The following is a 24,735-nucleotide window of genomic DNA, read 5'->3' on the forward strand; positions in this document are numbered from 1 at the left end:
GCGTTATTGACGAAAAAAATACTTGAATGATGATTCAAAAATTAGTTAAAAAAAATTAGAAGACCGCCGAAACCGCGACTTTGCAAAAATCCTCCATCACGCTGCGATCCGCCGCGTTCCGGGCCATCACGTGCAGCCCCTGCTTGATACCGGACAGGAAACGCGCCAGCTCCCGCGGGCTATGCTTGCTTTTCAGGCAGCCTTTATTTTGAGCGCGCATCAAAAAGCTGAAAAACAACGATTCCGTGTTCATCGCATGCGCCTCCAGGCGGCGCGCCACGTTCGGTACGTTCGCCACCGGCCCGAGCGTCGTATTCGTCATCAGGCAGCCGCGCCCGCGCGCCGCGTTGTTCATCGACACGTCGATGACCTTGGAGAAAAAGCGCTCCAGCTGTTCGTGCGGCGAATCGCTGTCCTCTTTTAAAATATAATTGTAATTTTCGTCCGCCCGCTGGCTGAACCGGTCGAGGCAGGCCAAAAACAGCTCGTGTTTATCCCCGAACGTATCGTAAAGGCTGCCCCGGTGAATGCCCAAATGATCGCATAAATCCTGGATGGAGGTGCTTTCGTAGCCTTTTTCCCAAAATAGCTCCAGCGCTTGGTCGACGGCTTTTTCCTGGTCGAATTCTTTATGTCTGCCCATGGCTTTGCCCTCCTTTTCGTGTCTTATACTATAATTTTTCTTGAACGATAAGTCAAGTATTGGACAGGGAAAGATTGATAAATGGGCTGCAATAAGAGTAGAAGGCAGCAACTGCAATGACAAACAAGGGTGTCCCAACGGTTCATCGACCGGGAGACACCCCTTGTAGCGCGATTTTGCATGTTGAAGTAAACCATGGGTTTAGAACGGCAATATATTTTTTCAAGAAGATCGCCGCCAACTACTCGGATTGCTGCTCGCCGAACGCTTCCTTCGCGTCTTCGACCATTTCCTTCGCAAATTCCTCTCTTTGCTTGTCAGGCACCGGCATTTTGTTCAGTTCGGTTCTTTGGACTTCATATTTGCTTGGCTCTTGGGAATTGTTGTTGTCAACCATTCGATCGCACCCCCTTCGCATGCCATTTTAACCATATATAGGATGCGCGGATTTGGCGATCTTATTCATTCCCGTCTACCATCCAATCTCCGGCCGATCAAGCCGGTACAACCGCCGGTATCGTTCGGACGACGCCATCAACTCCGCATGGGATCCCCTCATTTCGATGCGGCCGTTCTCCATAAAAATGATTTCATCCATATACTCGGCACCCATCAAATGATGCGTCACCCAAATGAGCGACTTGCCCTCCATCGTCTCCAGCATGGTTGCCAGCAAATCTCGTTCCGTACGTGGATCGAGCCCTACCGTCGGTTCATCCAGAATGACCACCGGGTTGTTCTGCAGCAGCACCCTGGCCAGCGCGATCCGCTGGCGCTCACCGCCGGAGAAACGCTGCCCGGTTTCGAGCATCGGCGTTTTGTACCCAAGCGGCAGCGATTCGATCAGCCGATCCAGCTTCACCTGCGCGGCCGCGCCGCGGATTTCCTCATCGGTTGCGTCCCTATTGCCGAGGCGGATGTTGTTTGCCACCGTCGTATCGAACAGATGCGGGTTTTGATTCAGCACTGAAATGACCTGCGGCATCCGGTCGCCGATGGCATAAGCCTCGATTCCGTTCAATCGAACGCTGCCGGACGTCGGCGCCAAAGCTCCTTCGATCAGCTTGAGCAACGTCGATTTGCCTGCCCCGCTGCGTCCGATAACGGCGATCCGTTTGCCCTGCGGCAGGTCCAGGGAGATATCCTGCAGCGCCCAAGGGGAGCGGTCGTCATAACGGTAGCATAGGTCCTGTACCTTTACATGGACATTCCCCATGTTCAAGCTGCGAATATCCTCCGCCGCCCCGGCATCTCCCTCCTCCTTCGAAGTCTCCGCATGCCGGCTTATCTCGTTCAAACGCTGCAAAGAGCTTTGATACCCCGGGATTTTTTCGATCGCCTCGGATACCGGCAAAAACGCATCCATCATCGGGAAGACGACGAGCGTGAACGCGGCGATCAGCACGGCCGGGATGTGCCCGGCGGCGTATTCTCCGGCGGCCCATACCGCCATCGAAAGCACGCAAAGGCCCACCACGGCCTGCCCGATCAGCTGCCGCCAACGCGCCCAGCTTTTGAGCTGGCCGTCCACCCGCGCAGCCTCTTTCGCCGCCGCATCGTATGCGGCCAAAAACTGCCGCTCCCTGCCGCTGATCACCCAATCGCTCATGCCGAGCACGGCGTCGGTCAGCATGGCGTACAGCCCGCTGCGCTGTTTTTTCGCCAAACGGCTTTTCGCCTTGGTGACGAGCAGCGATGCCCATGGCAGGACGACGATAAGCACCAAAAGGTACAGTGCCATCACCAAAGCAAAACGAAGATCGAACCGCCCCAATGCCGCGATCGATCCTATATAAAGCACCAACGCCGCTACGCTCGGGAATACCGTTCGCAAGTATACGTCCTGCAAATATTCGATATCGTCCGCAAGCACACCCAGTACATCTCCGGTTCGGAACCGGGATGAAATGAACAACGCTTGCGGTTCCAGGACGCGATACAATCGGGTCCGCATCCGGGAGACGATCCGCAGCACGGCGTCATGGCTGACCAGGCGCTCCACGTAATGGACGACCGCGCGTCCGATCCCGAACGTGCGCACAAGCACGATCGGCACGTACACCATCAAAATATTTTCCGGCCGCAGCGCCGCCTTGGAAATAAGGAAACCCGAGGTAAACATCAGCATCGCCGCGGTCAGGAGCGTCAGGCAGCCAAGAGCGATAATGACGAGAAAACGGCCGAGATACGCCCGTACATAAGGCCGAAGCCAGCTTTCTTCCCTCATGCGATTCCCTCCCTTTGCGATCGGATCAGTTCATAATAGGCTCCCTTGCGGGAGATCAGCTCCTTGTGCGTGCCGACTTCGGCGACACGTCCGTGTTCCAGCACGACGATCAGATCCATATCCGGCATCCAGTGCAGCCGGTGCGTCGCTAGCAATACCAGCTTCCCTTCGAACAGCGGCAGCATCGTCTGCTTCAGTTCATATTCGGTCTCGATATCCAGATGCGCCGTCGGCTCATCCAGCAGAATGACGGGCCGTTTGCTGAGAAAAGCCCGGGCCAGCGCCACGCGCTGCGCCTGTCCTCCGCTCAGCTGGCGGCCGCCCCCTCCGATTGTCTCCTCAAGGCCATGCGGCAGGCTCCGCACCAACTCGGTCAGCCCGGCCGCAGAGACGGCGCGCTCCACGTCTGAGCTGGATGCTTCCGGCGCATAAAAACGAATGTTATCCGCAAGCGTGCTGCTGAAAATAAACGGATGCTGCGGAATATACGCCATCAGCTTTCTCCATTCTCCCAGCGCCGGGGCATCCAAACGCCGTCCATCCACTGCCACGAACCCTTCGGACGGCTGCAAAAATCCGCCAAACACGTCGATGAACGTGGATTTGCCCGCGCCGCTGGCGCCGATGATCCCGATTTTGCCCGTCCCCCGCAGTTCCAGCGAAAAGTCCCTCAGCGAATAAGGCCCTTCCTGCTCATGCCGTACGGACACTTCCGACAAGGACAGGCGGCTTTGGGCCGTCCAGTTCAGTTCTCTTTTTTCCTGACCGGTCTTCAAATCATCCGCATCTTCATTAAGCGGCTCCTCGATGATGCTCCGCATGGCGGCCCCGGCTTCCTTGCCGTCCAGCGTGGCGTGGAAATCCGCGCCCACTATCCGCACGGGCAAAAAATACTCCGGCGCCAGAATGAGCACCGTCAATCCGGTCACCAGCGCCAGATCGCCGCTGATCAGCCGCAAGCCCAGTCCGACGGCCACGACCGCCACCGACAGCATCGTAAAAAAGTCAAGCGCAAAGGAGGACAAAAACGCCACCCGCAGCGTGCGCATCGTCGCCGACCGGTATCTATCGCTGACCTTAGCGACGCTTCCGATATGCTCCCGGCTCTGCCCGAGCAGTTTCAGCGTCTCCAGTCCGCGGAGCGAATCGACGAAGTGGTTGGAGAGCGTGCGGTACGTATCCAGCTGCTTTTCCGTCGTTTTGCGCGCAGCCAGCCCGACCAGGATCAAAAACGCGATCAAGATCGGCATCGCCAGGATCAGAATAATCCCCGATGTGATGTCCTGCATGAAAATATACGCGAGGACGACCCATGGAATGAGCGCCATACCGGCCATCCGCGGCACGATCAGCTCCAGGTAGTTCCGGAATTTCGCCGTTCCTTCCAGAATGAGCGTGACCAGATTGCCCGTGCCCTCCTCCTTCGCGAACCTCGGCCCAAGCTGGAACAGCTTCCCCATCACCTGCTGCCGCAGGTCGGCTCCGGTCCGTTCGGCGAAGGCATAACTCATTTTTTGCTGAATGAAACCGATGATGTGCCGGACTAGGAATGCCCCCAGAAACATCATCAATTTGTTGTATTGACTATGAAGCGGTTCGCCGGCAAAAAGGGCGGAGAGCGCCTCCGCCAGCCATCTTGCCAGCAGGATGATCGACAGGCTTTGCGCAAGCGTTAATGCGAGTGAGGCGGCAAGAATTGGCTTTATCCCTTTATAGCCGAGCAAATTCCGATCCATTAATATTCCAAATGGCCTTTCTCGTGAACCCGTTTATGGAAGACAAAATAGCTCCAGATTTGATAGCCGAGCACGAAAGGCAGCAGGGATAAAGCCACGATCGTCATCACTTTCAGCGAATAATGTCCGGAAGCCGCGTTGTCCACCGTCAAGTTGAAGGCGGCGTCGATCGAGCTGATCATGACGTTCGGGAACAATCCGATGAAAAACGTCGCGATCGTCATGGCGATCACCGCCCCGGTCATGCCAAACGCCCAGCCGTCTTTTTTCTTGCCGGAAAACACGACCGCAAGCACGAACGCGATGGCCAAAGCCGCAAGCACGCCCGCCAAGATGCCGCCATGTGCTTCAAAAATGCCCGTGTTGAAATACGTCAGCGTAAAGAACGCGACAACGAGTACCGCAAGCGGAACCATCAGGCTGCGGGCCATGCGGCGCGCGCGGGCCTGAAGGTCGCCCGTCACCCGCAGCGTCGCAAACAGCAGGCCGTGCACAAGGCAAAGCACCACCATCGTCAGGCCGCCGACCACGGAATAGAAGTTGACGATATCGCCGAAAAACGAAGCTTTCATTTCCATCGCCCGGTCGATCGGCAAGCCTTGAATCAAATCGGCGAACACGACGCCCAGCAGAAGCGGCGGCAGCAGGCTGCCGAGCAGGATGACGATATCCCATGTTTTTTTCCAGGACGCCTTTTCCACCTTGCCCCGGTATTCAAAGGCGACCCCCCGCCCGATGAGCGCAAGCAACAGCAGCACCAGCGGCGTGTAAAACCCGCTGAACAACGTGGCGTACCAGTTCGGAAATGCCGCGAACATCGCGCCTCCGGCCGTCAGTAGCCACACCTCGTTGGCATCCCAGAACGGGCCGATGGAATTGATCAGCACCCGGCGTTCGGTATCGGTTTTCGCCAAAATGCCCGTCGACATCCCGATGCCGAAATCAAAACCTTCGAGGAAAAAGAACCCCGTAAACAGCACCGCGACGAGCACGAACCACAGCTCATTAAGAGATAGCATGGCGGTATTCCTCCTTATCGAATGGATCGCTGGACGTTTCCGCCTGCGTTTCGGCGGCATACGGTCCCTTTTGGATGACGCGGATAAACAGGTAGGCCATCACGACGGCCAGTATGGCATAAATGGCTACGAAGGCGATCAACGAAAACAGCACTTGACCCGCGGTCACGCTCGGGGACACGCCGTCGGCGGTCGTCATCAGTCCGAACACGGTCCATGGCTGGCGTCCGATTTCCGTCATGATCCAGCCCGACGTATTGGCGATGATCGGCAGCGAAATCGCAAAAACCATCAGGCGCATAAACCATTTGTTGCCGTTTTCCAATCTTTTGCGCGCGGCCAAGTATACCCCGTACATGCTGAGCAGAATGAGCAGCGTACCGCTCGCCACCATGATCCGGAAGCTCCAGAAGGTCGTGCGCACCGGAGGAATATAATCGCCTGGGCCGTATTGCTGCTCATACTGTGCTTGAAGCTCTTTCATGCCCTGCACTTCGCCCGAAAACTTGCTGTAAGACAAAAAGCTGAGCAGGTAAGGGATCTGGAACTCCCCGGTATTTCGCTGGTTTTCCGTATCGATGAACGCCGTCACCGTCCACGGCGCCGGGTCGCCGCTGTTTTCCCAAAGCGCTTCGGTTGCAGCCATTTTCATCGGTTGGGTTTTGACCAGATATTGGGCCTGCTGGTGACCGACAAGCGCCACGCCGATCGAGGAAACAAGCCCGATGACGGTGGCGATCACAAACGATTTTTTGAAGAACGGCACGTCTTGTTTCTTGAGCAGCTTATACGCGCTGACCCCGGCAATGAGGAATGCGCCCGTCATAAACGCGGCCAATATCGTATGCGGGAACTCCAGCAGCAGCTGGCCGTTCGTGATCAGCGCCAAAAAGTCGTTCATTTCGGCCCGGCCGTTGTTGATCGTAAAACCGACGGGACGCTGCATGAAAGAGTTCGCCGCCAAAATCCAAAACGCGGACAGAATCGTCCCGATGGCAACCAGCCAGATGCACAGCGCATGCACTTTTTTCGAAAGCCGTTCCCAGCCGAAGATCCAAAGTCCGATAAACGTCGATTCCATAAAAAAGGCAAGCAGCGCCTCTACCGCCAGCGGAGCGCCAAATACGTCGCCGACGAACCGGGAATACGCCGACCAGTTCATGCCGAACTGGAATTCCTGCAGAATGCCCGTCACGACTCCGATCGCGAAGTTGATCAGGAACAGCTTGCCCCAGAACTTCGCCATCCGTTTGTACTCTTCTTTGCCTTTGACGACGTACATCGTCTCCATGATGGCGATCGTAAACGCCAGGCCGATGGACACGGGCACGAAGAAAAAGTGAAAAATCGTCGTCGCCGCAAACTGAATCCGCGACAGCATAATTACGTCCATTGTTCTTCCCTCTTTCTCATAGTTTTCAAGTTAGAACCCTTGGGCGATGGATTCGAATACCCCATCCTTTTGTTTTCCTCGGCATTTTGCAAAACCCGGCTTTCGCGCTTCCGGGCTGCAAAATCCCCTTCTTCCTGTATTCTGGCAGAGCATCGGGATTCTAAATGTGATAAATGTCACAATCTTAGGTCCAAAAGCCCACTTATGTGAATTATGTCACAAAATATTAAAAATTTTAGGCATCGCCCCAAACAAAAGGGACCGTTCCAAGCCGCACGCGGCCCGAAAGCAGTCCCTTAATGGTTCGGATTTCCTCTATATCTTCTCGCCCGGACGGCGGGCGTTTCGCGCAAATTCCTGCTAGTCTCTTGCTACGTAATACTTGTTCGTCATGTACCAGGCATCGCCTTTGTCCGTAGCCACTTTGCCCTTCTTCTTGTCCAAAAACACGATCTCGTTGCATTTGGAACAATACCATTTGGTCGTGTAGTACTGGGAATAGGTCGTGTAAGTCGTGCCGCATTTGCAGTCGACTTTGAAGTACACGCGGTTCTCTTCATACGCTTTGGACAGCTGATCGGTATTATCCGATTCCGTGGGGCGGTTGCCTACGGGCTTGATGACTTCGGCGTAGTTGGAGAAACGGTTATGCACTTTGAAATCCGCGACCAGCTCTGGATTAAGGCCGAAAAACTCCTTGCCAATAGCTGTAATGAATTTCGCATCGGTGCGATAGCACTCGATCCATTCCTGAATTTGCTTATTCGATAAAGGTACAGTTCCTTTAATGCCACTATTCAAGGTGTAGGTCATGATGGTCAGGTTCTCATTGTCTTCATAGAACATTAATTCAGAAACCTCCTTATGATTTCATCTATTAATGTACTACTTCTTTGTACCATAATCAAAGTGTGAAATATAGGCAGGAAAGTGCAAATTTTTTTCGCTGGAGCAAGAACGGGTAATTTTACCTATTCAGGTACTTAAGACGCAGGCAGCTCGCGGAAAGCCAGCTTCCAAGCCAGGAGATTCAGAACGAGCAGAAGCAGCATATATAAATACTCGCCGTAAGGTAAAAATGTAAAGCCAAAATGCGCACCCGCGAAGACGCCGAGCAGCACTAAAAGCCCAAAAATGACGAACCCGCTGCCGGATTGCGAGCCTTGAAACGGCTGCGAAAACGGCAGTCCCTTCTCCAGCGCCATAAAGCTGACGACCGCGTAAAGCAGCACCCCGAGCAGAATGACGATGAGTTCCGGAATAATCCTCGCGCCGAAAATAATCAGAAAGATGACGGCCTGCAAAATAAACACCGGAGCAAACAGCCGGACGATCATGGCTTTCAGCGCGCCTTTGTAGACGGGCGCGGTATCCGTCAGCGGCGCGGTTTGGTAGATCCAAGCCCCTTTATAGTTGCCCGAATATTTGAGCATCATGATGATGCTCGGGATCATCAGCGCGCAGAAGTACAGGAACAGGAACCCTTTGCCCGTCCTCATGGCGGCAAAACCGCCTTCCGAACGCAGCATGTTGAACATGAAAATGAACGGAAAGACGATCGAAAAGCCAAGCTGCGGATACACCTTGAGTTTAAAGTCCCGTTCCCGGCCCATCATGTCCCAGGAAAAGCGGAAAAAGAGCCTTTCGAGCTGCCCCCGGCAAAAGAGCTTGCCCAGACCTTCCTGCAGGCGGAAACCTCCCGACTTGCCCCGCCCGTGATGGCTGACGAGCTTCTGCAAATTCCGTTCGAATGAAGGCATCAACAGCGAATACAACCCCCAGGCAGCCAATGTCCCGACGACCGAAAGAATGGAAAAGACGATAACCAGCGGCGACTTCCCTTCGCCAAGCAGCCATTCGAACGGGGAGGCGAACCAAGCCGGAAATATGAATATCTCCCACCATTGCGGCCTAAATGCGACCTTCAGATCGATGAAGTTAAACAATCTGGAGATAAACTGATAGCCCACCGTCATGACGATGGTCAGCCCGATCTGAACGTAATTGATGATGTCCTTCAGCTTCTCCCCGTCGAAAAAACGCAGTACAAGCCAGTAAAGCGCCGCCGTCAGCGCGACGATAAAAAAGTCCATCAGCACGATTTCCACAAGGAAAAGTAGAAAAAACAAGACGCCCTGCCTAAATAAACCGACCAAAAGCGGCACCACGGTCAACGATCCGGTCAACAGCAGCAGGTAAATCATCACGTGCAGCATCTTCGCCATACTGATCGTTCGGCGCTGCACCGGCTTGGAAAACAAAATGTTCCGGTCGCGCACGTCCAGCATTACGGATGAAAAGTCAGAGATCATGGATGTCGTGATCATGAACATTAGGATGCCGAACACCAGGCCCATCTGAAACATGTAATTCGTCTTCATGACGACAAACGGCACCAAGATGACACTGATAATGACGTAAATCCACAGCGACTTGATAAATTGGTTGGACTGCTTGTCAGGGTCAGCCGTTTTGGAGGATTTCTGAATAAGCGTCGGCACCCTGCGGCCGTCCATCAACAGCTTGACCTCCAAAATGCGGCGCATCATTTCGTAGTCGACTCCCGATCTTTCAAACAGCTCTCGCAGCGGATCCAGAATTCGCAGCCATTTCACGCTACCCATCCGCTACACCTCCTGAACGATCGACACGAACGAAGACGCCACATCCTTGTATTCGTGAAATCCGGTCAAATCATTAAAAATTTGCTCCAACGACCGTTCATGCGACTGCTCCCGCAGCTCCTCGAAGCTGCCGTCGGCGACGATCTGCCCCCCGTTAAGCAGCAAAATGCGGCTGCTGATCTTCTCGACGACGTCCATAATATGCGAGGAATAAAAAATCGTTTTGCCTTCGGCCGCCAGCGCCGCCAAAATCTCTTTTACGATCATGACGCTGTTGGCGTCCAGCCCGCTCAGCGGCTCGTCGAGGAACAGGATGTCCGGGTTATGCAGCAGGCTGGAGATGAGAAGCACTTTCTGCCGCATCCCTTTGCTGTACGAGGAAATCCGGTCGAAATAAACCTCCTCGAGCCCGAATTTGGCCATCAGCCGTCTCGCTTTATGATCCGCCTTCCGCTGCGCAAGCCCGTACAGCTCCCCGACAAACACCAAGTACTCCTGTGCGGTCAAGCTGTCGTACAGCTCCGCCACCTCCGGCACATAACCGATACGCCGCTTGTATTCGATGTCCCCGTCCGCGATGTCCCTGCCGAAAATACGCACCTCGCCCCGGTACCCCTCGACCAGGCCGAGCATGATTTTGACCGTCGTGCTTTTGCCCGCGCCGTTCGGGCCGATATAACCGATGATTTGCCCCTTGTGCACGTCCAGGTCGATGCCCTGCAGAATCGGCTTGCTTCCATAACTCATTTCCAGATTGCGGATCGATATGACCGGCTCCTGCCGATTTCCCGCCGTTTCAATCAATTCGTATCACTCCCTTTAGTGTTGCTTTATGTATTTTTGAAATCTTCATACATGCAAGTGGGCGATTCGATGATGGATCGCCCTTCCAAATGCCGTTTCTCTTCCAAATAATAACATATGGCTGCCTAATATGCTGGTTAAAAAAGTCAGATCATTTAAAGACCCTTCCAACAGCTAAGATATACCTCAATTTCTCATCATCATTACTCGCTGTAAAACTCACAGTTCTAGTAAAGATTTGGTTCAACCCGAGTTTTGGGCGTGGTCGTTCATTGTTCTGATCCGTCGTATTCGAGTCTGCTTCCATTTGAAATGCTTTATCAAACAGGAATATTACATGAAGATCCTCTTTTCCTTCGGCTATGACTTTTCCGCTTATATTTTTCGATTGGATATAGATCTTTCCATTTTGCAATTCACCGCTGCCGTTATTATTTAATGTCAAGTCGTAGAAAAGTGGAAGAATTGCATTATGATCCGCAATATCGGCAGGGGAAAGATCTGACTCTTTCATTAATTCAATTATTTGGTTTTTGTCCATGGATTCGCTGCTTATATGAACGAACCCTGTATTTGGGTCTATAATTGCCGGAAGATCCAAGTTATCGATCAAGGCACGAACCGGGATAAAAAAAGATTGTTGATACAGAACCGGGACCGTATCCATCATTCGGGGGACATTATTCACTTGGATACTCTTCGATCCGGCTGTAATCTGGAGATCTTTGTCATTCATTTGAATTAATGCTGTCTTGTGGGTTGGATTATAACTTACTTTACCACCGATTAATTCGCTTACAGCGCGTAAAGGTACCATTATTCTATTGTTTTTATCGAGGTATGGCTGCTTCGGGTAGGTGTATAATACATCATATTCATTAATCTGCAGCAGCACCGGAACCTTCTTTTCGATCATGGAAGCAGATGCATAGCTACCTTTCGGGAAACCCAAGAATACTGCCAAAACAGCAACTGCCATAAGAAAACGTTTTGTTTTTCGCACATGAACCCTCCAATAGTTTTTTTGGTTAGTTTAGCAAAGTTAATTTTGAAAAGGAGAATAAGAAGTCGGCCTGCTATTCCTATTTACGACATATTCATAAAAACAGATAAAAAAGTAAAAAGTTACATATTACAGTAAAAAAAACAAAGCCACTTGGAGTCCAAGTGGCGAATTCTTTTGGGAAAATTTTTACGGCCTAAAATGCTGCACAACCCTCCCGCGTCCGTCCTCCGCCTCCACCTCGGCGTATGCGCCGTTGATGAAGGTAATCTGCGGAGGCACATGCCCGCAGTCGATGTCATGGATAACAGGCACCTGCAGTTCTTCCGCAAGCTCGCGGTATATATCCTCGGCGGTGTAATTTTCGACCGGACGGTTGGCCGGACTTCGTCCGAACATCAGGCCGGAACAATGATCGAACCAGCCCGCCAGCTTCATCTGCACGAGCGACCGGCGCAAATCGGCCGTGTTCAGCTCGCAGTTTTCGAGATACCACAGGATCGGTTCCCCGCCAATCCGTTCCCGCTGAAAGCGGCGGACATCGCCAAACGGCGTGCCGATCAGATGCCGGATCACGTCGACGCAGCCCCCGAGGAGGCGGCCCTGGATGGCGGTTTTCCCTCCGGATACGGTCTTCCATGCCGTCGGTTCCGTCAATTGGAAGACGCATGGCGACGGGTTAGCATGATCCCATTGTTTCTGAAACTTTGGCGACGAATGCTGCACGACGGATTCCCCGGATTTCGTAGACAGTACGGTACGCCACATGGCCGTCGTCTCATCGGAAAATTCACCCCTTAAGTCCACCAGATTCGTGCCGTGGGCGGTGGCCAGCCCTGTTGTGAGCGTCACGGCAAGCAGCAGCACGCTGATGTCCGAATAGCCGAGCAGCCATTTTTCCGGCAGCTCTTCGATATCGAGATGCTCCAGAATCTCGACCAGCAGTTCCCCGCCCCAAGGGGGAACGATCAGGTCAATGCCCTCGTCCCGGACCATCCGGTTCAGTTCGGCGGCACGCACCTTGGCCGGGGCGGATTTTGCCTTGTTTTGCGTCCATACGGTTTCCCCGGCAACGACCCGAAAGCCATCCTTCTCCAAACGTCGGGTCGCTTCCCGAATCAAACCATGCATGCTTTCCGGGACGCCGGATGACGGCGCTGTCGTGCCGATGACGGCACCTTCTTTTAAAATGGGATAACGTATCATTGCCGACCCTCCGTTTTTACTTTACTTTTTAAGGTAATGGTACATGGGGAAAAATTTATAACCAATGGGGTGAATTCATTGAAATTAATTAAATTGATTATTATTTGTGCGTTTATTTTGACGACAGGCTGTTCAAGTACAAGCAAGCAAAGTGTGCTTGAATATTTATCCTCGGATTCTAGTAACAGATATAAAATCCACTTATTCTACGATAATCAAACTCAATTAGATGATAAGCTGCTTGAATATATGAATTCAAAAAAAGAACTGTTGGAACGAATTCAAGGTATCCAGCTATACGATGTTGAAGTCAAGAAAAACAAAAAAATGGCTGATGCCATTGGAATAGACGAATTCCCTGCTATAATCGTGACCGACAACAAAGAAATCACCCTTAAGACACAAAATTTAAACGATATTAAAAATTATTTCAACAAATTAAGCCAATAGGACTATTCAAAAATAAAAAAACATTACACTTAGATGACAAGCGTCTAAGTAACGAATAGGCTGCGATGGCTCGCAGCCTTTTTACTTCATCAAAGAGTTCAACTAACTTTTCAAAGGAATGCATAAAAGAACTTACCCGGAAACCTCCCGCATCTCCTCCGACAGCGTCGCGGCTTGCTTGGACGGCCACAACACCGCCTGAAAAACGAGGCAGGCTATTCCGATTATCAATACCACGGCCCCCAACAGGAGAAATACCCTGCTTACGCCCCATCCATGAATAAGAACCCCGCCAATTAACGGAGCGGCGACCATCAGGGTGCTGGCGGACATGTTTTGGATGCCGAAAATGCGTCCGGTCATGCCCTCTGGCGTTTCTTTCTGCAGAACATAGTTATACGTTACGATAAACAGCCCGTTGCCAATGCCGATGACGAAGCCCAAAGCGATGCTCCATATGTCCGGCGAGCCCGGTACGAGCAGCCCCAAGAAGCCGAAGGCGGCTCCAACCAGCGCTACGCCTCCCCCGATGCCGAGGCCGTATCTTACTCTGCCAAGACGGTTCAGCAGCAAGATGGTGATCACCGCGCCTACCCCGGTAGCCGACAGCACCCAACCGAGCAGCGATTCATTATGGGGTGCGATTTCCCGGTACAACGTTGGAAACTGAAAATCGATCATCAGGATGACCAGCATCACGGACATGTTGACGAGAAAGCTGCTGAGCAAAATCCGGCGCTGCAGCAGCGCGCCCCATCCTTGCTTCCACGATCTGACAAAGCCTTGTTTTTGCCCCTCATCGTCCGAATGGCCGCCGTGCGCCTTCCGCTCTACGGCCTCGTTTTGATCGATATGCCGCAGCGTAAACAGCAGTGCGCAGGAAAGCAGCCGCGTGACCGCATTGACCAGAATGCAAAGCTGCGGGGAAAAAACCGTCAAAGCCACGGCCCCGAGCAGGGGACCCGCGATTTTGGAAAACTGGTTGACGAGTCCGTTGTAAGAGGTCGCCTTTAGCAGCTGGTTTTCATGGACCACTTGGCGGGTCAGCGCCTGATGCGCCGGGACGCGGAATACGCCCATGGCGGCGCGCAGCGCAAGAAGCGGCAGCAGCCAGTACATGCCCGGGACAAAAAGCAGCAGCACGGTAAGGACCGTCTCGGCCGCATCGGCGATCAGCATTAAATTGACCTTCTTCCACCGGTCGGCGATGACGCCGGCAAAAGAACCGAGCAGGATGCCCGGAAGAGCCATCATGACGGGAATGAGGGCAATCATAAACGGATCGGCATGCCAGCGGTAAGCGACCAGGATTTCAATCGCAAAGGCGTCGAACCATTCGCCGAAAGACGCCATGGCGTAGGCCGCAAACATTTTCGAATACGTCCGGTTGGCCCAAACCGATGCCGGGCGGTTGCCGGACGCAGTTGATACGGTTGACATCAGAATTCCTCCACCAATCAGAATACTCTTACTTTAATGGAGGAATATCAGAAGAATATCAGACGGAATCAAGAATCCGCTCGATCATCCGTTCAAGCGGCTGTTTATGCGGCAAAAACCCGTACCTTCGGTCGAATTCGTCATAACGCGCCTGAAACTGCCGCTGGAGAGGAGGATCGTAATGCACCGTTTGAAGAAAGTCGATCGTGCCCAATACGGAACTTACGAGAACAGGTACATTATGCGCGGCTTCCCCGGCTTCGAGGCCATGCTCAAAAGCGGAAAGCGCCTCCGGACGGCGGCCTTGAAGCAGCAGCAGCCTTCCCTTTAAACCTTGATAGCTGCAAATCTCCCTTAAATAAGGGGTTTCGGCCAGCATGCCCTCGATCCGCTTCGAGCAGCATTCCGCCTCCGAAATATGCCGCGCTTTCAGATGAACGTACAGTTCCGACGTGGCCACATGTACCTTAAAACCGTCAAGCTCACTGGCAAGTCCGTCAATCACCCGGTAAGCAGCTTCGATCTTGAGCAGGTCTTCTTCAAGGCGTCCGTTGTCGGTATAAAGTCCGATGATGTTCAGCATTTCCAGCTCCCGGTGCATATGAAACGGTAAAATTCCGGCTTTGATGGCCCGCTCAAAGTAATCCAGGCATTTCTGCGGCTCTCTGTAAAAAGCGAAATAGGAAACCAGCAGCCAATACAATTTATCCCGATCCTCCGCGTCGGGGCTGTGCAGAAACCAGTCCAAGTCCGCCTGCACAAAACGGAGAAAAATCAAATAAAAGGCATCAATGTTTACGCCAAGCAGCTCCTGCTGGTTGGCCAGAGCCAGCATCGATTGGCTTTGTCCCAGCTTTTGATAGGTATCGAGCAGCTGCGCGATCTGCTGCTGCAGACCGCCGTCCGACCGCGATGGAACGGCAATCGCCGGGGTTTCCTGCACGATCAGGCTGTAACCGAGTCCCCGTACGGTAACCAGCCGGATCTGCCCGCTCCACCGCTTCAGCTTCTTCCGTAGGCGGTACACATGGTCGTCCACGGTGCGTTCGCCGGGATATTCCTCCCCCCACACCTGATCGAGCAGCTGCTCCCGCGTGAAGGGCCGGCCGGCATGGCGGTACAGAAACTGAAGCAGCGCGTATTCCTTAGCCAGCAGCACAATGGTATCCGACTTGTATGTGACGGAATAATCGTTGGGGCGAAAGTCCAGATAAGCCATGCCGCTCTCCTCTCCTCATTGCTTGGTATTTATCAGTAACCCCATTAAATCATATACAGGATTTGACAGACAAGATATCGTTTGACGGCGCTGTGTTCATTTTTAGATTCTCGCAAAAAGCATGGTAACGGCAATAAGAAAAACGCCTATCGACATATTCCCTAAGAAGCCAAGACGCCGTCTCTTAAAGGGTGGTATTATTCTTGCAATATCGGAAAGCAGGCAGCGGCTGTAGTTCTTACTTGCTGATATTATAAAAAAGCCGCCCGCAATTCCCTAAGGGAAATTGGGGCGGCCTTTCCGGCCATAACATGCGTGCTTTGCGCGCCGTTATTTGATGCTGTCGCCGACTTCCTTCACCATTTCCTGAACGGACAGCAGACCGCCGCCGGAGAGGTACCAGTAGTTCGGGTCAAGATAGACGATATGTCCTTCTTTGTATGCATTCGTGTTTTTCACTAGATCGTTTTCTACGGTTTGCTTCGCTTTTTCTCCGTCTTTATCGGTGGCTACCGCGGCGTCGCGGTCCACGACAAACAGATAATCCGGATTTTTCTCGGCAACGTATTCGCTCGTTACGCTTTGTCCATGCGTCGATACCTCGATTTTGTCATCCGAAGCGGCAAATCCGAGAACGTCATGAATGAGGCCGAAACGGGATTTCGGGCCGTATGCACTCAGCTTGCCTTCGTTGGAAAGGACGATCAGCGCTTTTTTGCCGGAAGCTGCAGCTTTGTCATGCACCTCGGCGATCGATTTGTCGATGGCTTCGAGTTCGGTTTTGATTTCGTCTTCCTTGCCGAAGATTTGACCGACGGTGGTCATGTTTTCCTTGAACGAATCCATGTAACGGGTCGTGTCCAGCCCAAGGTATACGGTCGGAGCGATTTTGTTCAGTTCTTCGTACGCTTCGGATTGTCTGCCGGAAATGATGATCAGGTCCGGATCCAGCGCGTTGATTTTTTCGAAATCGGGTTCTTTCAGACTGCCGACGTTTTGATAAGCATCTTTATCTTCATATTTGGACAGGTACGGAGGAATGTTGGCCTGCGGCACGCCGGTTACCTTCACGCCCAGCTTGTCGAGCGTATCCAGGATGCCGAAGTCGAATACGACGACCTTCTGCGGGTTTTTCTTCACTTTCGCTTCGCCGAGCTTATGTTTGATCGTCAATTCTTCCGAAGCGGAGGCATCGGAGGAGCCGCCGGCTGCATTGGCCGAAGTTTCCGTTACCGGCGTTTCCGCCGTCTTGTTATTGTTGCCGCAAGCCGCCAGCACGAACACCAGCATCGCGGATAGAATCAGCATGAACATGTTTCTTGTTTTCAAGGGGGTCACCTCATTTATATTTTTTTAATTTTTACTTTCGTGCACGGCGGCCGCTACGCTACCCATGTGCAATATTTCAATCACTCAAACACTTATAAGAATGATGCGACGCACAGCCGTCCTGCCGGGCCCTGGCAAATTTGGCGAGCATCGATCTCAATACCAACGTCGGGAGACACAAGTCTTACGCAAAATAAACGCAAATCCGGTGATCGTTGATCGTTTCGATCTGGATATCCATGCCGTACACCTGCTTCAGCACGGACGAATCGATGATTTCCGCCGCCGGTCCTTCCTTGACGACCCGCCCGTTTTTGAGGGCGACGATATCGTCGGAATACACCGAAGCGAAGTTGATGTCGTGAATGACGATAATGACGGTTTTGCCGATCTCGTCGACCATCCGCCGCAGCACCTTCATGATTTGCACCGAGTGCTTCATGTCCAGGTTGTTTAGCGGCTCGTCGAGGAGCACGTATTCCGTGTTTTGCGCGATGACCATGGCGATAAAAGCCCGCTGCTGCTGGCCGCCGCTCAGCTGATCCAGGTATTGGTGCTGCAGATCCTCCAGCTCCATGTAGCGGATCGCCTCGTCGACGTATTCCCAATCCTCCGGCTTCAGCTTGCCCTGCGAATACGGGAAGCGCCCGAAGCTCACCAGCTCGCGGATCGTAAGCCGCACATTGATATGGTTGGACTGCTTGAGGATCGATATTTTTTTCGCGAGATCCCCGCTTTTGCACTTGTCGATCGGATCGCCTTCGATCAGGATGTCGCCTTCGTCTTTTTTGTTCAGGCGGCTGATCAGGGACAGGAGCGTGCTTTTGCCCGCGCCGTTCGCGCCGATGAAGGAAGTGATTTTTCCCTTGCGGATCGTGACGGACACATCGTCCAGGACCGTTTTGTTGTTGTATCGTTTGGTTACGTTTTTGACCTCGATCACGACGATTTACTCTCCTTTAGCAGCAGGTAGAGGAAGTAGATCCCTCCGGCCAGATTGATGATGACGCTCAGCGTCGTAGAGAACGTAAATACCCGCTCGACCAGCAGCTGCCCGCCCACCAGGGCGATGATGCTGAGCAGCATGGAGCCAAGAATGAGAAAATGGTGTTTGTAGGTTTTCATGAACTGGTAGCCGACGTTGGCGACGAGCAGGCCGAGGAACGTAATCGGTCCGACGAGCGCGGTCGAAATCGAAATCAGGATCGCCACGACCACGAGCATTCGTTTGACGACCCGGTCGTAATCGACGCCCAGGTTCACGGCCTGGTCTTTTCCCAGGGCAATGACATCCAGATACTTGGTATAACGTGCAAAATAAATCGCGGTACCCGCCATCAGCACGATCGACAGAATCAGCAGCTCGGTGTTGATGTTGTTGAAGCTCGCAAACATCTTGTCCTGGACGATCTGGAATTCGTTCGGGTCGATCAATACCTCCATGAAGGTCGACAAGCTCTGGAACAACGTCCCGAAAATCAGCCCGAGCAGCAGCAGGAAGTAGATGTTTTGCCCCTCCCGCTTAAACAGCAGCTTGTAAAAGACCATCGAAAAAAGTCCCATCAGTGCGACCGAAATGATGAAGTTCACGTTTTTTCCCATCGCCGTAAGCCCTGCCGAACCGAATATGTACACCATAAACGTTTGGAACAGCATATACAGCGAATCCAGTCCCATGATGCTCGGCGTCAGGATGCGGTTGTTCGTAATGGTCTGGAACACGACGGTCGAAAAGGCGATCGCCCCGCCGGTAATCATCATGGCCAGCACCTTTTTGCCCCTGCGCGGAAGGATGTAGTCCCAGTGGCCTCCGGCCTGGATCAGCATGAACACGGCGATGAGGGCAAGTGCGATGACTGCCAGAAATATCAGCTTTTTTTTCATGACGCATATGCCTTTCTTCTCAGGAGTAGGAAAATAAAGATCGCGCTGCCCAAAACGCCGACCGTCAGGCCGATGGAGATCTCATACGGATAAATGATGATCCGGCCCAGAATGTCGCAGAACAGGACGAACACGGCTCCGAGCAGGGCGGTATGCGTCAGGTTTTTTTTCAAATGGTCGCCCTGGTACATCGTCACGATGTTCGGGACGACCAGGCCAAGGAACGGAATCGTGCCGACCGTCAAAATGACGACCGACGACACCGCCGCGACCAGCACCAGCCCGATGTTGACGACGGCCTTGTAGTTGAGGCCCAGGTTGACCGCGAATTCCTCGCCCATGCCCGCGATGGTGAAGCGGTTCGCGAACAGGTAAGCGATGATGAGGAGCGGGATGCTGACGTACAGCATTTCGTAGCGCCCTTTCAGCACCGTCGAGAAATCGCCCTGCAGCCAAGCGGACATATTCTGGATCAGGTCGTTTTTGTAAGCGAAAAAGGTCGTGATCGAACTGACGATATTGCCGAACATCAGTCCCACCAACGGAATGAAAATCGCATCCTTGAACTTCACCCGGTCCAGAATGCGCATAAAAATGAACGTGCCCAGCAGCGCAAACACGAACGCGACCAAAATTTTCTCCAGCGTGCTCGCGTTCGAAAACAGCATCATCGCGACCAATATGCCGAACCTTGCTGAATCCATCGTTCCCGCCGTCGTCGGCGAAACGAATTTGTTGCGCGTCAGCTGCTGCATGATCAGGCCGATGATGCTCATGCTGGTGCCGGCGATGATAATGCTGACGAGCCTTGGCAGACGGCTGATCCACAGTACCTGCTGCTGCTCCGGAGTCAGATGGAACAAATCCCACGGCGCGATGTCTTTGACTCCCACGAACAGGGAGATGATGGATAAAACGATGAATGCTGCCCACAAGTACCAAATTTTCATAGGAATCAGACTCTTTCTATCCAGACTATATGTCATCATATTACATATAATAAGAATGATATTCATTCTCAATTAGATGGATTCTGTTATCATTCTACCAGCTGAACCGGTTTTGTCAATCATTAAAGTGTGATCAAATCAAGGAATTTTAGGAGCAATGCAAAATTGCGGAACAGCGAAAAGGCCGTAACCGCAAAGATTACAGCCTGCCCGATTTGTTGTTTTATGCACAAAACTGTATACAATTTATGCAAACACCGTCAGCAGCACCGCGACCGTGTTGGTCAGCCCGTGAACGATCATGCCGGGGACGACGGAGCGCGTTTTTTCATAGGTCCAGGCAAAAATCAGCCCGCTGGCAAAATTGAGGGGCAGCGTATTATACGTCGGGATGTGGGCGACCGTAAATAATGCGGAGCTGATAAAAAGCGCCCACCCCGGCCCGCAGCGCGTCCGAAACCAGCGGTATAGAAAACCGCGATAGAGGATTTCCTCATACACCGGCGAGATCACGCCTCCGGCCGCAATGGCGATCAGGATGCCCAGCACGTTGGCATGGCTTTGTAAACTTTCGGTTTTACTGTTTTCGTAGCCGCCTCCAAGCAGCGACATCATCAGCAGCATGACTGCCCCAAGCGCCAGCACCGCAGCGGACCACAGCACAATGGGGCCCCAATACCTGCGCGGAAAAGAACGGAGACCCACCTCGGACCATCCGGCTTTATGCGGTTTAAGCACTATAAGATAAAGACTTGCTATGTACACGATGCTCAAAATGAAGCCCATCAGCGTGCCCGCATACAGCGTGTTGTCAAACCACTGTTCAAGAAATGCGTATAATTTGACCTCGACCAGCCATGGCACGAGCACAAAAGCCAAAAATACGATGGCGGCCAGCTCTTTGACCGACCAGGGATCTTTGGGCCAAGCTTGTTTGTTGGTTGTTTTCATTTGCGATTCCCCCTATATTTTCCTTCGGTTATCATGTAGTCTACAAGGTGACGCAACGTCACCTGCAAGCACAAATTTAAACCTTAAAGAAAGCGGGGTCTGATCGACATGGGCCATACCTGGACGACGGGGCAAGCGGCCGCGAAGCTTGGGGTGTCCATCCGCACCATCCGCTATTACGACCAGATCGGGCTGGTCACCCCCGGGATCAAGGAAGCGGGCGGCAGACGGCTTTATACCGAAGAGGATTTATTGCGCCTCGAAAAAATATCGCTGCTGAAGTCCTTGTCGCTTCCGCTCGAAGAAATCCGGCATCTGCTTGACGAGCTGTCCATCGGGCAGATTTTGGAGGCCCACCGGAAGCATTTGAAAACACAACTGGAGAATCTGCAAGAAAGCTTGGACAATACGAACGCTTTGCTGAATCTTCTCGAAGCGGAGGGCATGATCCGGTGGGAGACGCTGCTGCCGCTGGTGAAAGGATCGAAGGAGCGTACCGTAAGCTGGGAAGCTTATTTTGAAGATGAAGAGCTCAGCGTACTGAAGGCGAAACTGCCCCGCCTCGAGGGCAGCGATGAATCGACGCGCGGCTGGGTGCGTGTAATCGCCCGAATAGAGCAGTGTTTACGAGAAGGTCGCGGACCGAAATCCAGCGAGGGAAAGGCGATTGCCGAAGAAATCGAACGGCTGTCCGAGCTGACCTTCGGCGGCGACCGGAAGCTGATGGAGAAGTTCTGGAAACTGCGCCGGGACCCCGCCTCTTCGAAGCAGGGCCTCGCCCCGATCCGGGAAGAAGTGCTTGCTTTCGTGGAGGCATGCCTCGCATCCCATGAATTCCATTTGCCCTCTTCGGAAATCGTAACAGGGAACCCCATTTCCGAAACAGAAGGGAGTGAAGGCAACATGACGGACAGCACGCGCGATTTCGTAAACAAGGTCCACGAGCAGCAGGAAAACCAGCGCAAAAACAAGCAGCGCGCCGCAGGCCAGCCCCAGGCCCAGCTGCAGAACAAACAGCACAGCACGAATAAGTAAGACGCAAATAAGCACCTGGCCTTCCATTGCGGAGGCGGGTGCTTTTTGCATGCTCTCCCGCCGGCGCCAGGGCATGCTTCGGACGTTGTCCCGTCCCCCTAGCCATTCCTTGTACCGAACCGCTTCCTGAGAACTTGCAGGGAAAGACGGGGCTAAGTCGTCTAAATCAATAACAGGCACGCGCGGGCGCGGCCAGACCAAGGTCTAGGGCTTAGACTGGACCGCGGTCAGTTCCGAACGCTCTTCCGTTTCTTATAGAATGGACAATAGACGGAAACTCATTCCTGAACATGCGGATTTTGTACTGCCATTTGAATAAATATCCGGACATTTTCCGGCGATTAGAGATAAAAGGAGATTGAAACGATGGAGTGGATGAATCAACTGTTTGAACAATACGGTTACCTGGTGTTATTTCTCGGATTATTTTCGGAGTCGCTGGCGCTCCCTTTCCCGGGCGAATTGGCGATGGCCATATCGGGCCACATGTCCTCTTTCGGGGACTTCCATATCCCCTTCATCATTTTTTATTCCTACGTGGGCGCGATCATCGGCACGACCGTCACCTTTTTTGTCGGCTACAGGCTGGGGACCCCCTTCCTCGAACAGTACGGCAAATATGTGTTTCTCAATCAGGCGCGCTTGGCCAAGGTCAAGGAATGGTTCGGAAAATACGGCAACAAGCTGATCCTGATCAGTTATTTCGTGCCGGGGCTCCGCCATTTTACGGGGTACGTCTCCGGGGTGCTCAAAATCCGCCCGCGCACCTTTTTCGTTCTGAACTGCATCGGCGGATTGGTATGGGTTCTGGTTTACGTCATGATCGGCAAAATCTTCGGCCCGAACATCGAGCAGCTCCTCCACGTCGCCACCCGTTATTTTGCGCTGTCCATGGTCATTTTGGCCGTTGTCGTGGCGGCGTTGTTCTGGTTCAAGAAAAAAAGAAGCACGGCAAAAGGGCGCCTGTAATTTCAGGCGCCTTTTTCGTTAATCCCGGGCTGTTCCGGCGGCATCCGCCGCGCTTTCGAGGTTTTTGAACTGGCTTTCGAACATGCGGGCGTAAAAGCCCTGCCGCCGCATCAGCTCGTCATGGCTGCCCTGCTCGACGATCTCGCCATGGTCGATGACCATGATCGTATCGGCATCGCGGATCGTGTTCAGCCGGTGCGCGATAATGAAGGTCGTCCGGCCCTGCATCATCTGGAGCAGCGCATCCTGGATATGCAGCTCCGTCCGGGTATCGATGCTGCTGGTCGCCTCGTCGAGGATGAGAATGGACGGCCTTGCAAGCAGCACGCGGGCGATCGCCAGCAGCTGGCGCTGGCCTTGGCTCAGGTTGCCGCCGTTCTCGGACAGCACGGTATCGTATCCGTCCGGCAGCCGCCGGATAAACACGTCGGCATTGGCCATGGCCGCGGCCTCCCGGACCTCCTCGTCCGTCGCTTCCGGCTTGCCGTATTTGATGTTTTCCTTGATCGTCCCCGAAAACAAATACGTATCCTGCAGCACGAATCCGAAGCTGCGCCGGAGGCTGTCCCGCGTATAATCCCGAATGTCCGTCCCGTCGATGCGGATCGAACCGCCGGTCACGTCGTAAAACCGCGTCAGCAGGTTCACGATCGTCGTTTTGCCCGCTCCCGTCGGCCCGACAAGCGCCGTGCTGCTGCCGGGCTTTGCGGTAAAGCTGATATTTTTCAGGATCGGAACGTCCGGCCTGTATCCGAAGCTTACCTGATCGAAGACGACCTCGCCCTGAATCCGCTCCAGCGCTTTGGCATGTTCGGCATCAAGCGGCTCTTCGTGTTCATCCAGCACTTCGAAGACGCGCTCCGCGCCCGCGATCCCCGATTGAAGCAGGTTGTAAATGTTGGCGAGCTCGTTCAGCGGCCGGACGAACTGCCGCGAATAGCTGATGAAGCTCGCGATGACGCCGACGGTGATCAGGCTTTTGACAGCCAGAACCCCGCCGACGAGCGCCACGGCGGCAAAGCCGATATTGTTGATCACGTTCATCATCGGCATCATAAAGCCGGAACGGATCTGCGCTTTTAAGCCCACCTCGAACAGCTTCCGGTTCACGCCCTCGAATTCCTCGATCGCTTTGTGTTCATGGTTGAAAGCCTTGACCACTTCCATCCCCGAAATGCTTTCTTCGATATGTCCGTTCAGCCTGCCCAGCTGCACCTGCTGCTCTTTGAACAGCACCTTCGTTTTTCGGGTGACGGTCCGCGTCAGCCAGAACAGGATGGGCACGGTAATGAGGCTCGCAAGCGTCAGGATCGGGCTCAAGACGATCATCATCACAAGCGACCCGATGATGGTGATGACGCCGGACATCAGCTGAACGGTCGATTGGGAAATGGTCGAGCTGACATTGTCGATATCGTTCGTCAGGCGGCTCATCACTTCGCCGTGCGAGCGGGCGTCGAAATACGATACCGGCAGCTTCTGCAGCTTCCCGAACAGCGCCCGGCGCAAGGAGGCGACGATCCGCTGCGATATGCCTGCCATCAGCCAGCCCTGCAGGAAGCTCAGCACGGCATCGGTTACGTATGCGGCGGCCAGGACGGCGATCAGGATGCGAAGCAGATGAAAATCGACGCCGCCGATATCAAGCGACATCGCGTCGATCGAGCGGCCGATCAAATACGGGCCGACCAGCGTCACGCCCGCGCCGATGACGATAAACAGCATAATGAGCGACAACAGGCCGCGCTCCCGGCCGATATACCCCCACAAACGCTTGAGCGTTCCCGCGAAGTTTTTCGGCTTTCCGCCGGGACCCCTGCCCATCATTCCTCGCATGGGACCCGGTCTCCCCC

At 53.4% G+C, this 24,735-nt stretch carries 22 protein-coding genes; 3 read left to right on the plus strand and 19 right to left on the minus strand.

Annotated elements, in window-relative coordinates:
• Window positions 1-55: 55 nt before the first annotated feature.
• The 11 genes from MKY58_RS25910 to MKY58_RS25960 form a co-directional block, all read right to left on the minus strand.
• Window positions 56-643, minus strand: a complete 588-nt coding sequence (locus MKY58_RS25910) for a TetR/AcrR family transcriptional regulator (protein ID WP_339322628.1) — start codon at window positions 641-643, stop codon at window positions 56-58.
• A gap of 241 nt (window positions 644-884) precedes the next feature.
• Complete coding sequence (locus MKY58_RS25915) at window positions 885-1,040, minus strand: hypothetical protein (RefSeq protein WP_197069894.1); 156 nt, start codon at window positions 1,038-1,040, stop codon at window positions 885-887.
• Window positions 1,041-1,115: 75 nt separating this feature from the next.
• The gene (gene cydC / locus MKY58_RS25920) at window positions 1,116-2,870 is read right to left on the minus strand and encodes a thiol reductant ABC exporter subunit CydC (RefSeq protein ID WP_339322629.1); all 1,755 of its coding nucleotides are present in this window, start codon (window positions 2,868-2,870) and stop codon (window positions 1,116-1,118) included.
• Window positions 2,867-4,606, minus strand: coding sequence for a thiol reductant ABC exporter subunit CydD (gene cydD, locus MKY58_RS25925; RefSeq protein WP_339322630.1), 1,740 nt, complete (start codon window positions 4,604-4,606; stop codon window positions 2,867-2,869). Before cydD ends, cydC begins: the two co-directional genes overlap by 4 nt.
• Complete coding sequence (gene cydB, locus MKY58_RS25930; protein WP_339322631.1) at window positions 4,606-5,625, minus strand: cytochrome d ubiquinol oxidase subunit II; 1,020 nt, start codon at window positions 5,623-5,625, stop codon at window positions 4,606-4,608. Before cydB ends, cydD begins: the two co-directional genes overlap by 1 nt.
• A complete protein-coding gene (locus MKY58_RS25935; RefSeq protein ID WP_339322632.1) occupies window positions 5,612-7,018 on the minus strand; it encodes a cytochrome ubiquinol oxidase subunit I in 1,407 nt (468 codons plus the stop codon). The genes cydB and MKY58_RS25935 overlap by 14 nt, the downstream gene beginning before the upstream one ends.
• Window positions 7,019-7,378: 360 nt before the next feature.
• The gene (locus tag MKY58_RS25940) at window positions 7,379-7,864 is read right to left on the minus strand and encodes a hypothetical protein (RefSeq protein ID WP_036706234.1); all 486 of its coding nucleotides are present in this window, start codon (window positions 7,862-7,864) and stop codon (window positions 7,379-7,381) included.
• A 137-nt stretch (window positions 7,865-8,001) separates the two neighbouring features.
• The gene (locus MKY58_RS25945; RefSeq protein WP_339322633.1) at window positions 8,002-9,642 is read right to left on the minus strand and encodes a hypothetical protein; all 1,641 of its coding nucleotides are present in this window, start codon (window positions 9,640-9,642) and stop codon (window positions 8,002-8,004) included.
• Between the two features lie 3 nt (window positions 9,643-9,645).
• Window positions 9,646-10,389, minus strand: a complete 744-nt coding sequence (locus MKY58_RS25950) for an ABC transporter ATP-binding protein (protein ID WP_339325250.1) — start codon at window positions 10,387-10,389, stop codon at window positions 9,646-9,648.
• A gap of 208 nt (window positions 10,390-10,597) precedes the next feature.
• On the minus strand, window positions 10,598-11,449 hold the full coding sequence (locus tag MKY58_RS25955; protein WP_339322634.1) for a copper amine oxidase N-terminal domain-containing protein: 852 nt from the start codon (window positions 11,447-11,449) through the stop codon (window positions 10,598-10,600).
• Window positions 11,450-11,638: 189 nt separating this feature from the next.
• Complete coding sequence (locus MKY58_RS25960) at window positions 11,639-12,655, minus strand: S66 peptidase family protein (protein WP_339322635.1); 1,017 nt, start codon at window positions 12,653-12,655, stop codon at window positions 11,639-11,641.
• Between the two features lie 78 nt (window positions 12,656-12,733).
• On the opposite strand from MKY58_RS25960, the gene MKY58_RS25965 reads away from it, so the two are divergent.
• The gene (locus MKY58_RS25965; protein ID WP_339322636.1) at window positions 12,734-13,105 is read left to right on the plus strand and encodes a hypothetical protein; all 372 of its coding nucleotides are present in this window, start codon (window positions 12,734-12,736) and stop codon (window positions 13,103-13,105) included.
• 132 nt (window positions 13,106-13,237) lie between these two features.
• Here MKY58_RS25965 and MKY58_RS25970 read toward each other — a convergent pair whose 3' ends face one another.
• The 7 genes from MKY58_RS25970 to MKY58_RS26000 form a co-directional block, all read right to left on the minus strand.
• On the minus strand, window positions 13,238-14,545 hold the full coding sequence (locus MKY58_RS25970) for an MFS transporter (protein ID WP_339322637.1): 1,308 nt from the start codon (window positions 14,543-14,545) through the stop codon (window positions 13,238-13,240).
• A 58-nt stretch (window positions 14,546-14,603) separates the two neighbouring features.
• Window positions 14,604-15,764, minus strand: a complete 1,161-nt coding sequence (locus MKY58_RS25975; protein ID WP_339322638.1) for a winged helix-turn-helix domain-containing protein — start codon at window positions 15,762-15,764, stop codon at window positions 14,604-14,606.
• A gap of 330 nt (window positions 15,765-16,094) precedes the next feature.
• Window positions 16,095-17,093, minus strand: a complete 999-nt coding sequence (locus MKY58_RS25980; protein ID WP_339322639.1) for a siderophore ABC transporter substrate-binding protein — start codon at window positions 17,091-17,093, stop codon at window positions 16,095-16,097.
• A gap of 184 nt (window positions 17,094-17,277) precedes the next feature.
• On the minus strand, window positions 17,278-18,036 hold the full coding sequence (locus tag MKY58_RS25985; RefSeq protein ID WP_339322640.1) for an ABC transporter ATP-binding protein: 759 nt from the start codon (window positions 18,034-18,036) through the stop codon (window positions 17,278-17,280).
• The gene (locus tag MKY58_RS25990; RefSeq protein WP_339322641.1) at window positions 18,033-18,977 is read right to left on the minus strand and encodes an iron chelate uptake ABC transporter family permease subunit; all 945 of its coding nucleotides are present in this window, start codon (window positions 18,975-18,977) and stop codon (window positions 18,033-18,035) included. The genes MKY58_RS25985 and MKY58_RS25990 overlap by 4 nt, the downstream gene beginning before the upstream one ends.
• On the minus strand, window positions 18,974-19,927 hold the full coding sequence (locus MKY58_RS25995) for an ABC transporter permease (protein ID WP_212951155.1): 954 nt from the start codon (window positions 19,925-19,927) through the stop codon (window positions 18,974-18,976). The genes MKY58_RS25990 and MKY58_RS25995 overlap by 4 nt, the downstream gene beginning before the upstream one ends.
• A 246-nt stretch (window positions 19,928-20,173) precedes the next feature.
• Complete coding sequence (locus MKY58_RS26000) at window positions 20,174-20,878, minus strand: type II CAAX endopeptidase family protein (RefSeq protein WP_339322642.1); 705 nt, start codon at window positions 20,876-20,878, stop codon at window positions 20,174-20,176.
• Between the two features lie 108 nt (window positions 20,879-20,986).
• Between MKY58_RS26000 and MKY58_RS26005 the strand changes: the two genes are divergently transcribed.
• Window positions 20,987-21,913: a DUF4023 family protein gene (locus MKY58_RS26005; RefSeq protein ID WP_339322643.1), complete on the plus strand. Its 927-nt coding sequence runs from the start codon at window positions 20,987-20,989 to the stop codon at window positions 21,911-21,913.
• A 366-nt stretch (window positions 21,914-22,279) separates the two neighbouring features.
• The gene (locus MKY58_RS26010; protein ID WP_339322644.1) at window positions 22,280-22,882 is read left to right on the plus strand and encodes a DedA family protein; all 603 of its coding nucleotides are present in this window, start codon (window positions 22,280-22,282) and stop codon (window positions 22,880-22,882) included.
• Window positions 22,883-22,900: 18 nt separating this feature from the next.
• On the opposite strand, the gene MKY58_RS26015 is transcribed toward MKY58_RS26010, so the two are convergent.
• On the minus strand, window positions 22,901-24,718 hold the full coding sequence (locus MKY58_RS26015) for an ABC transporter ATP-binding protein (protein ID WP_339322645.1): 1,818 nt from the start codon (window positions 24,716-24,718) through the stop codon (window positions 22,901-22,903).
• Window positions 24,719-24,735 lie beyond the last annotated feature (17 nt).

The sequence above is a fragment of the Paenibacillus sp. FSL W8-0194 genome (genome assembly GCF_037969745.1).
In the GTDB taxonomy this organism is placed as follows: domain Bacteria; phylum Bacillota; class Bacilli; order Paenibacillales; family Paenibacillaceae; genus Paenibacillus_AQ; species Paenibacillus_AQ cookii.

What these genes read in the sequence shown, in the direction of transcription:
- MKY58_RS25910 (WP_339322628.1), bottom strand. Translation starts at nt 643, where the DNA reads ATGGGCAGACATAAAGAATTCGACCAGGAAAAAGCCGTCGACCAAGCG.
- MKY58_RS25915 (WP_197069894.1), bottom strand. Translation starts at nt 1,040, where the DNA reads ATGGTTGACAACAACAATTCCCAAGAGCCAAGCAAATATGAAGTCCAA.
- cydC (WP_339322629.1), bottom strand. Translation starts at nt 2,870, where the DNA reads ATGAGGGAAGAAAGCTGGCTTCGGCCTTATGTACGGGCGTATCTCGGC.
- cydD (WP_339322630.1), bottom strand. Translation starts at nt 4,606, where the DNA reads ATGGATCGGAATTTGCTCGGCTATAAAGGGATAAAGCCAATTCTTGCC.
- cydB (WP_339322631.1), bottom strand. Translation starts at nt 5,625, where the DNA reads ATGCTATCTCTTAATGAGCTGTGGTTCGTGCTCGTCGCGGTGCTGTTT.
- MKY58_RS25935 (WP_339322632.1), bottom strand. Translation starts at nt 7,018, where the DNA reads ATGGACGTAATTATGCTGTCGCGGATTCAGTTTGCGGCGACGACGATT.
- MKY58_RS25940 (WP_036706234.1), bottom strand. Translation starts at nt 7,864, where the DNA reads ATGTTCTATGAAGACAATGAGAACCTGACCATCATGACCTACACCTTG.
- MKY58_RS25945 (WP_339322633.1), bottom strand. Translation starts at nt 9,642, where the DNA reads ATGGGTAGCGTGAAATGGCTGCGAATTCTGGATCCGCTGCGAGAGCTG.
- MKY58_RS25950 (WP_339325250.1), bottom strand. Translation starts at nt 10,389, where the DNA reads ATGAGTTATGGAAGCAAGCCGATTCTGCAGGGCATCGACCTGGACGTG.
- MKY58_RS25960 (WP_339322635.1), bottom strand. Translation starts at nt 12,655, where the DNA reads ATGATACGTTATCCCATTTTAAAAGAAGGTGCCGTCATCGGCACGACA.
- MKY58_RS25970 (WP_339322637.1), bottom strand. Translation starts at nt 14,545, where the DNA reads ATGTCAACCGTATCAACTGCGTCCGGCAACCGCCCGGCATCGGTTTGG.
- MKY58_RS25975 (WP_339322638.1), bottom strand. Translation starts at nt 15,764, where the DNA reads ATGGCTTATCTGGACTTTCGCCCCAACGATTATTCCGTCACATACAAG.
- MKY58_RS25990 (WP_339322641.1), bottom strand. Translation starts at nt 18,977, where the DNA reads ATGAAAAAAAAGCTGATATTTCTGGCAGTCATCGCACTTGCCCTCATC.
- MKY58_RS25995 (WP_212951155.1), bottom strand. Translation starts at nt 19,927, where the DNA reads ATGAAAATTTGGTACTTGTGGGCAGCATTCATCGTTTTATCCATCATC.
- MKY58_RS26000 (WP_339322642.1), bottom strand. Translation starts at nt 20,878, where the DNA reads ATGAAAACAACCAACAAACAAGCTTGGCCCAAAGATCCCTGGTCGGTC.
- MKY58_RS26005 (WP_339322643.1), top strand. Translation starts at nt 20,987, where the DNA reads ATGGGCCATACCTGGACGACGGGGCAAGCGGCCGCGAAGCTTGGGGTG.
- MKY58_RS26010 (WP_339322644.1), top strand. Translation starts at nt 22,280, where the DNA reads ATGGAGTGGATGAATCAACTGTTTGAACAATACGGTTACCTGGTGTTA.
- MKY58_RS26015 (WP_339322645.1), bottom strand. Translation starts at nt 24,718, where the DNA reads ATGCGAGGAATGATGGGCAGGGGTCCCGGCGGAAAGCCGAAAAACTTC.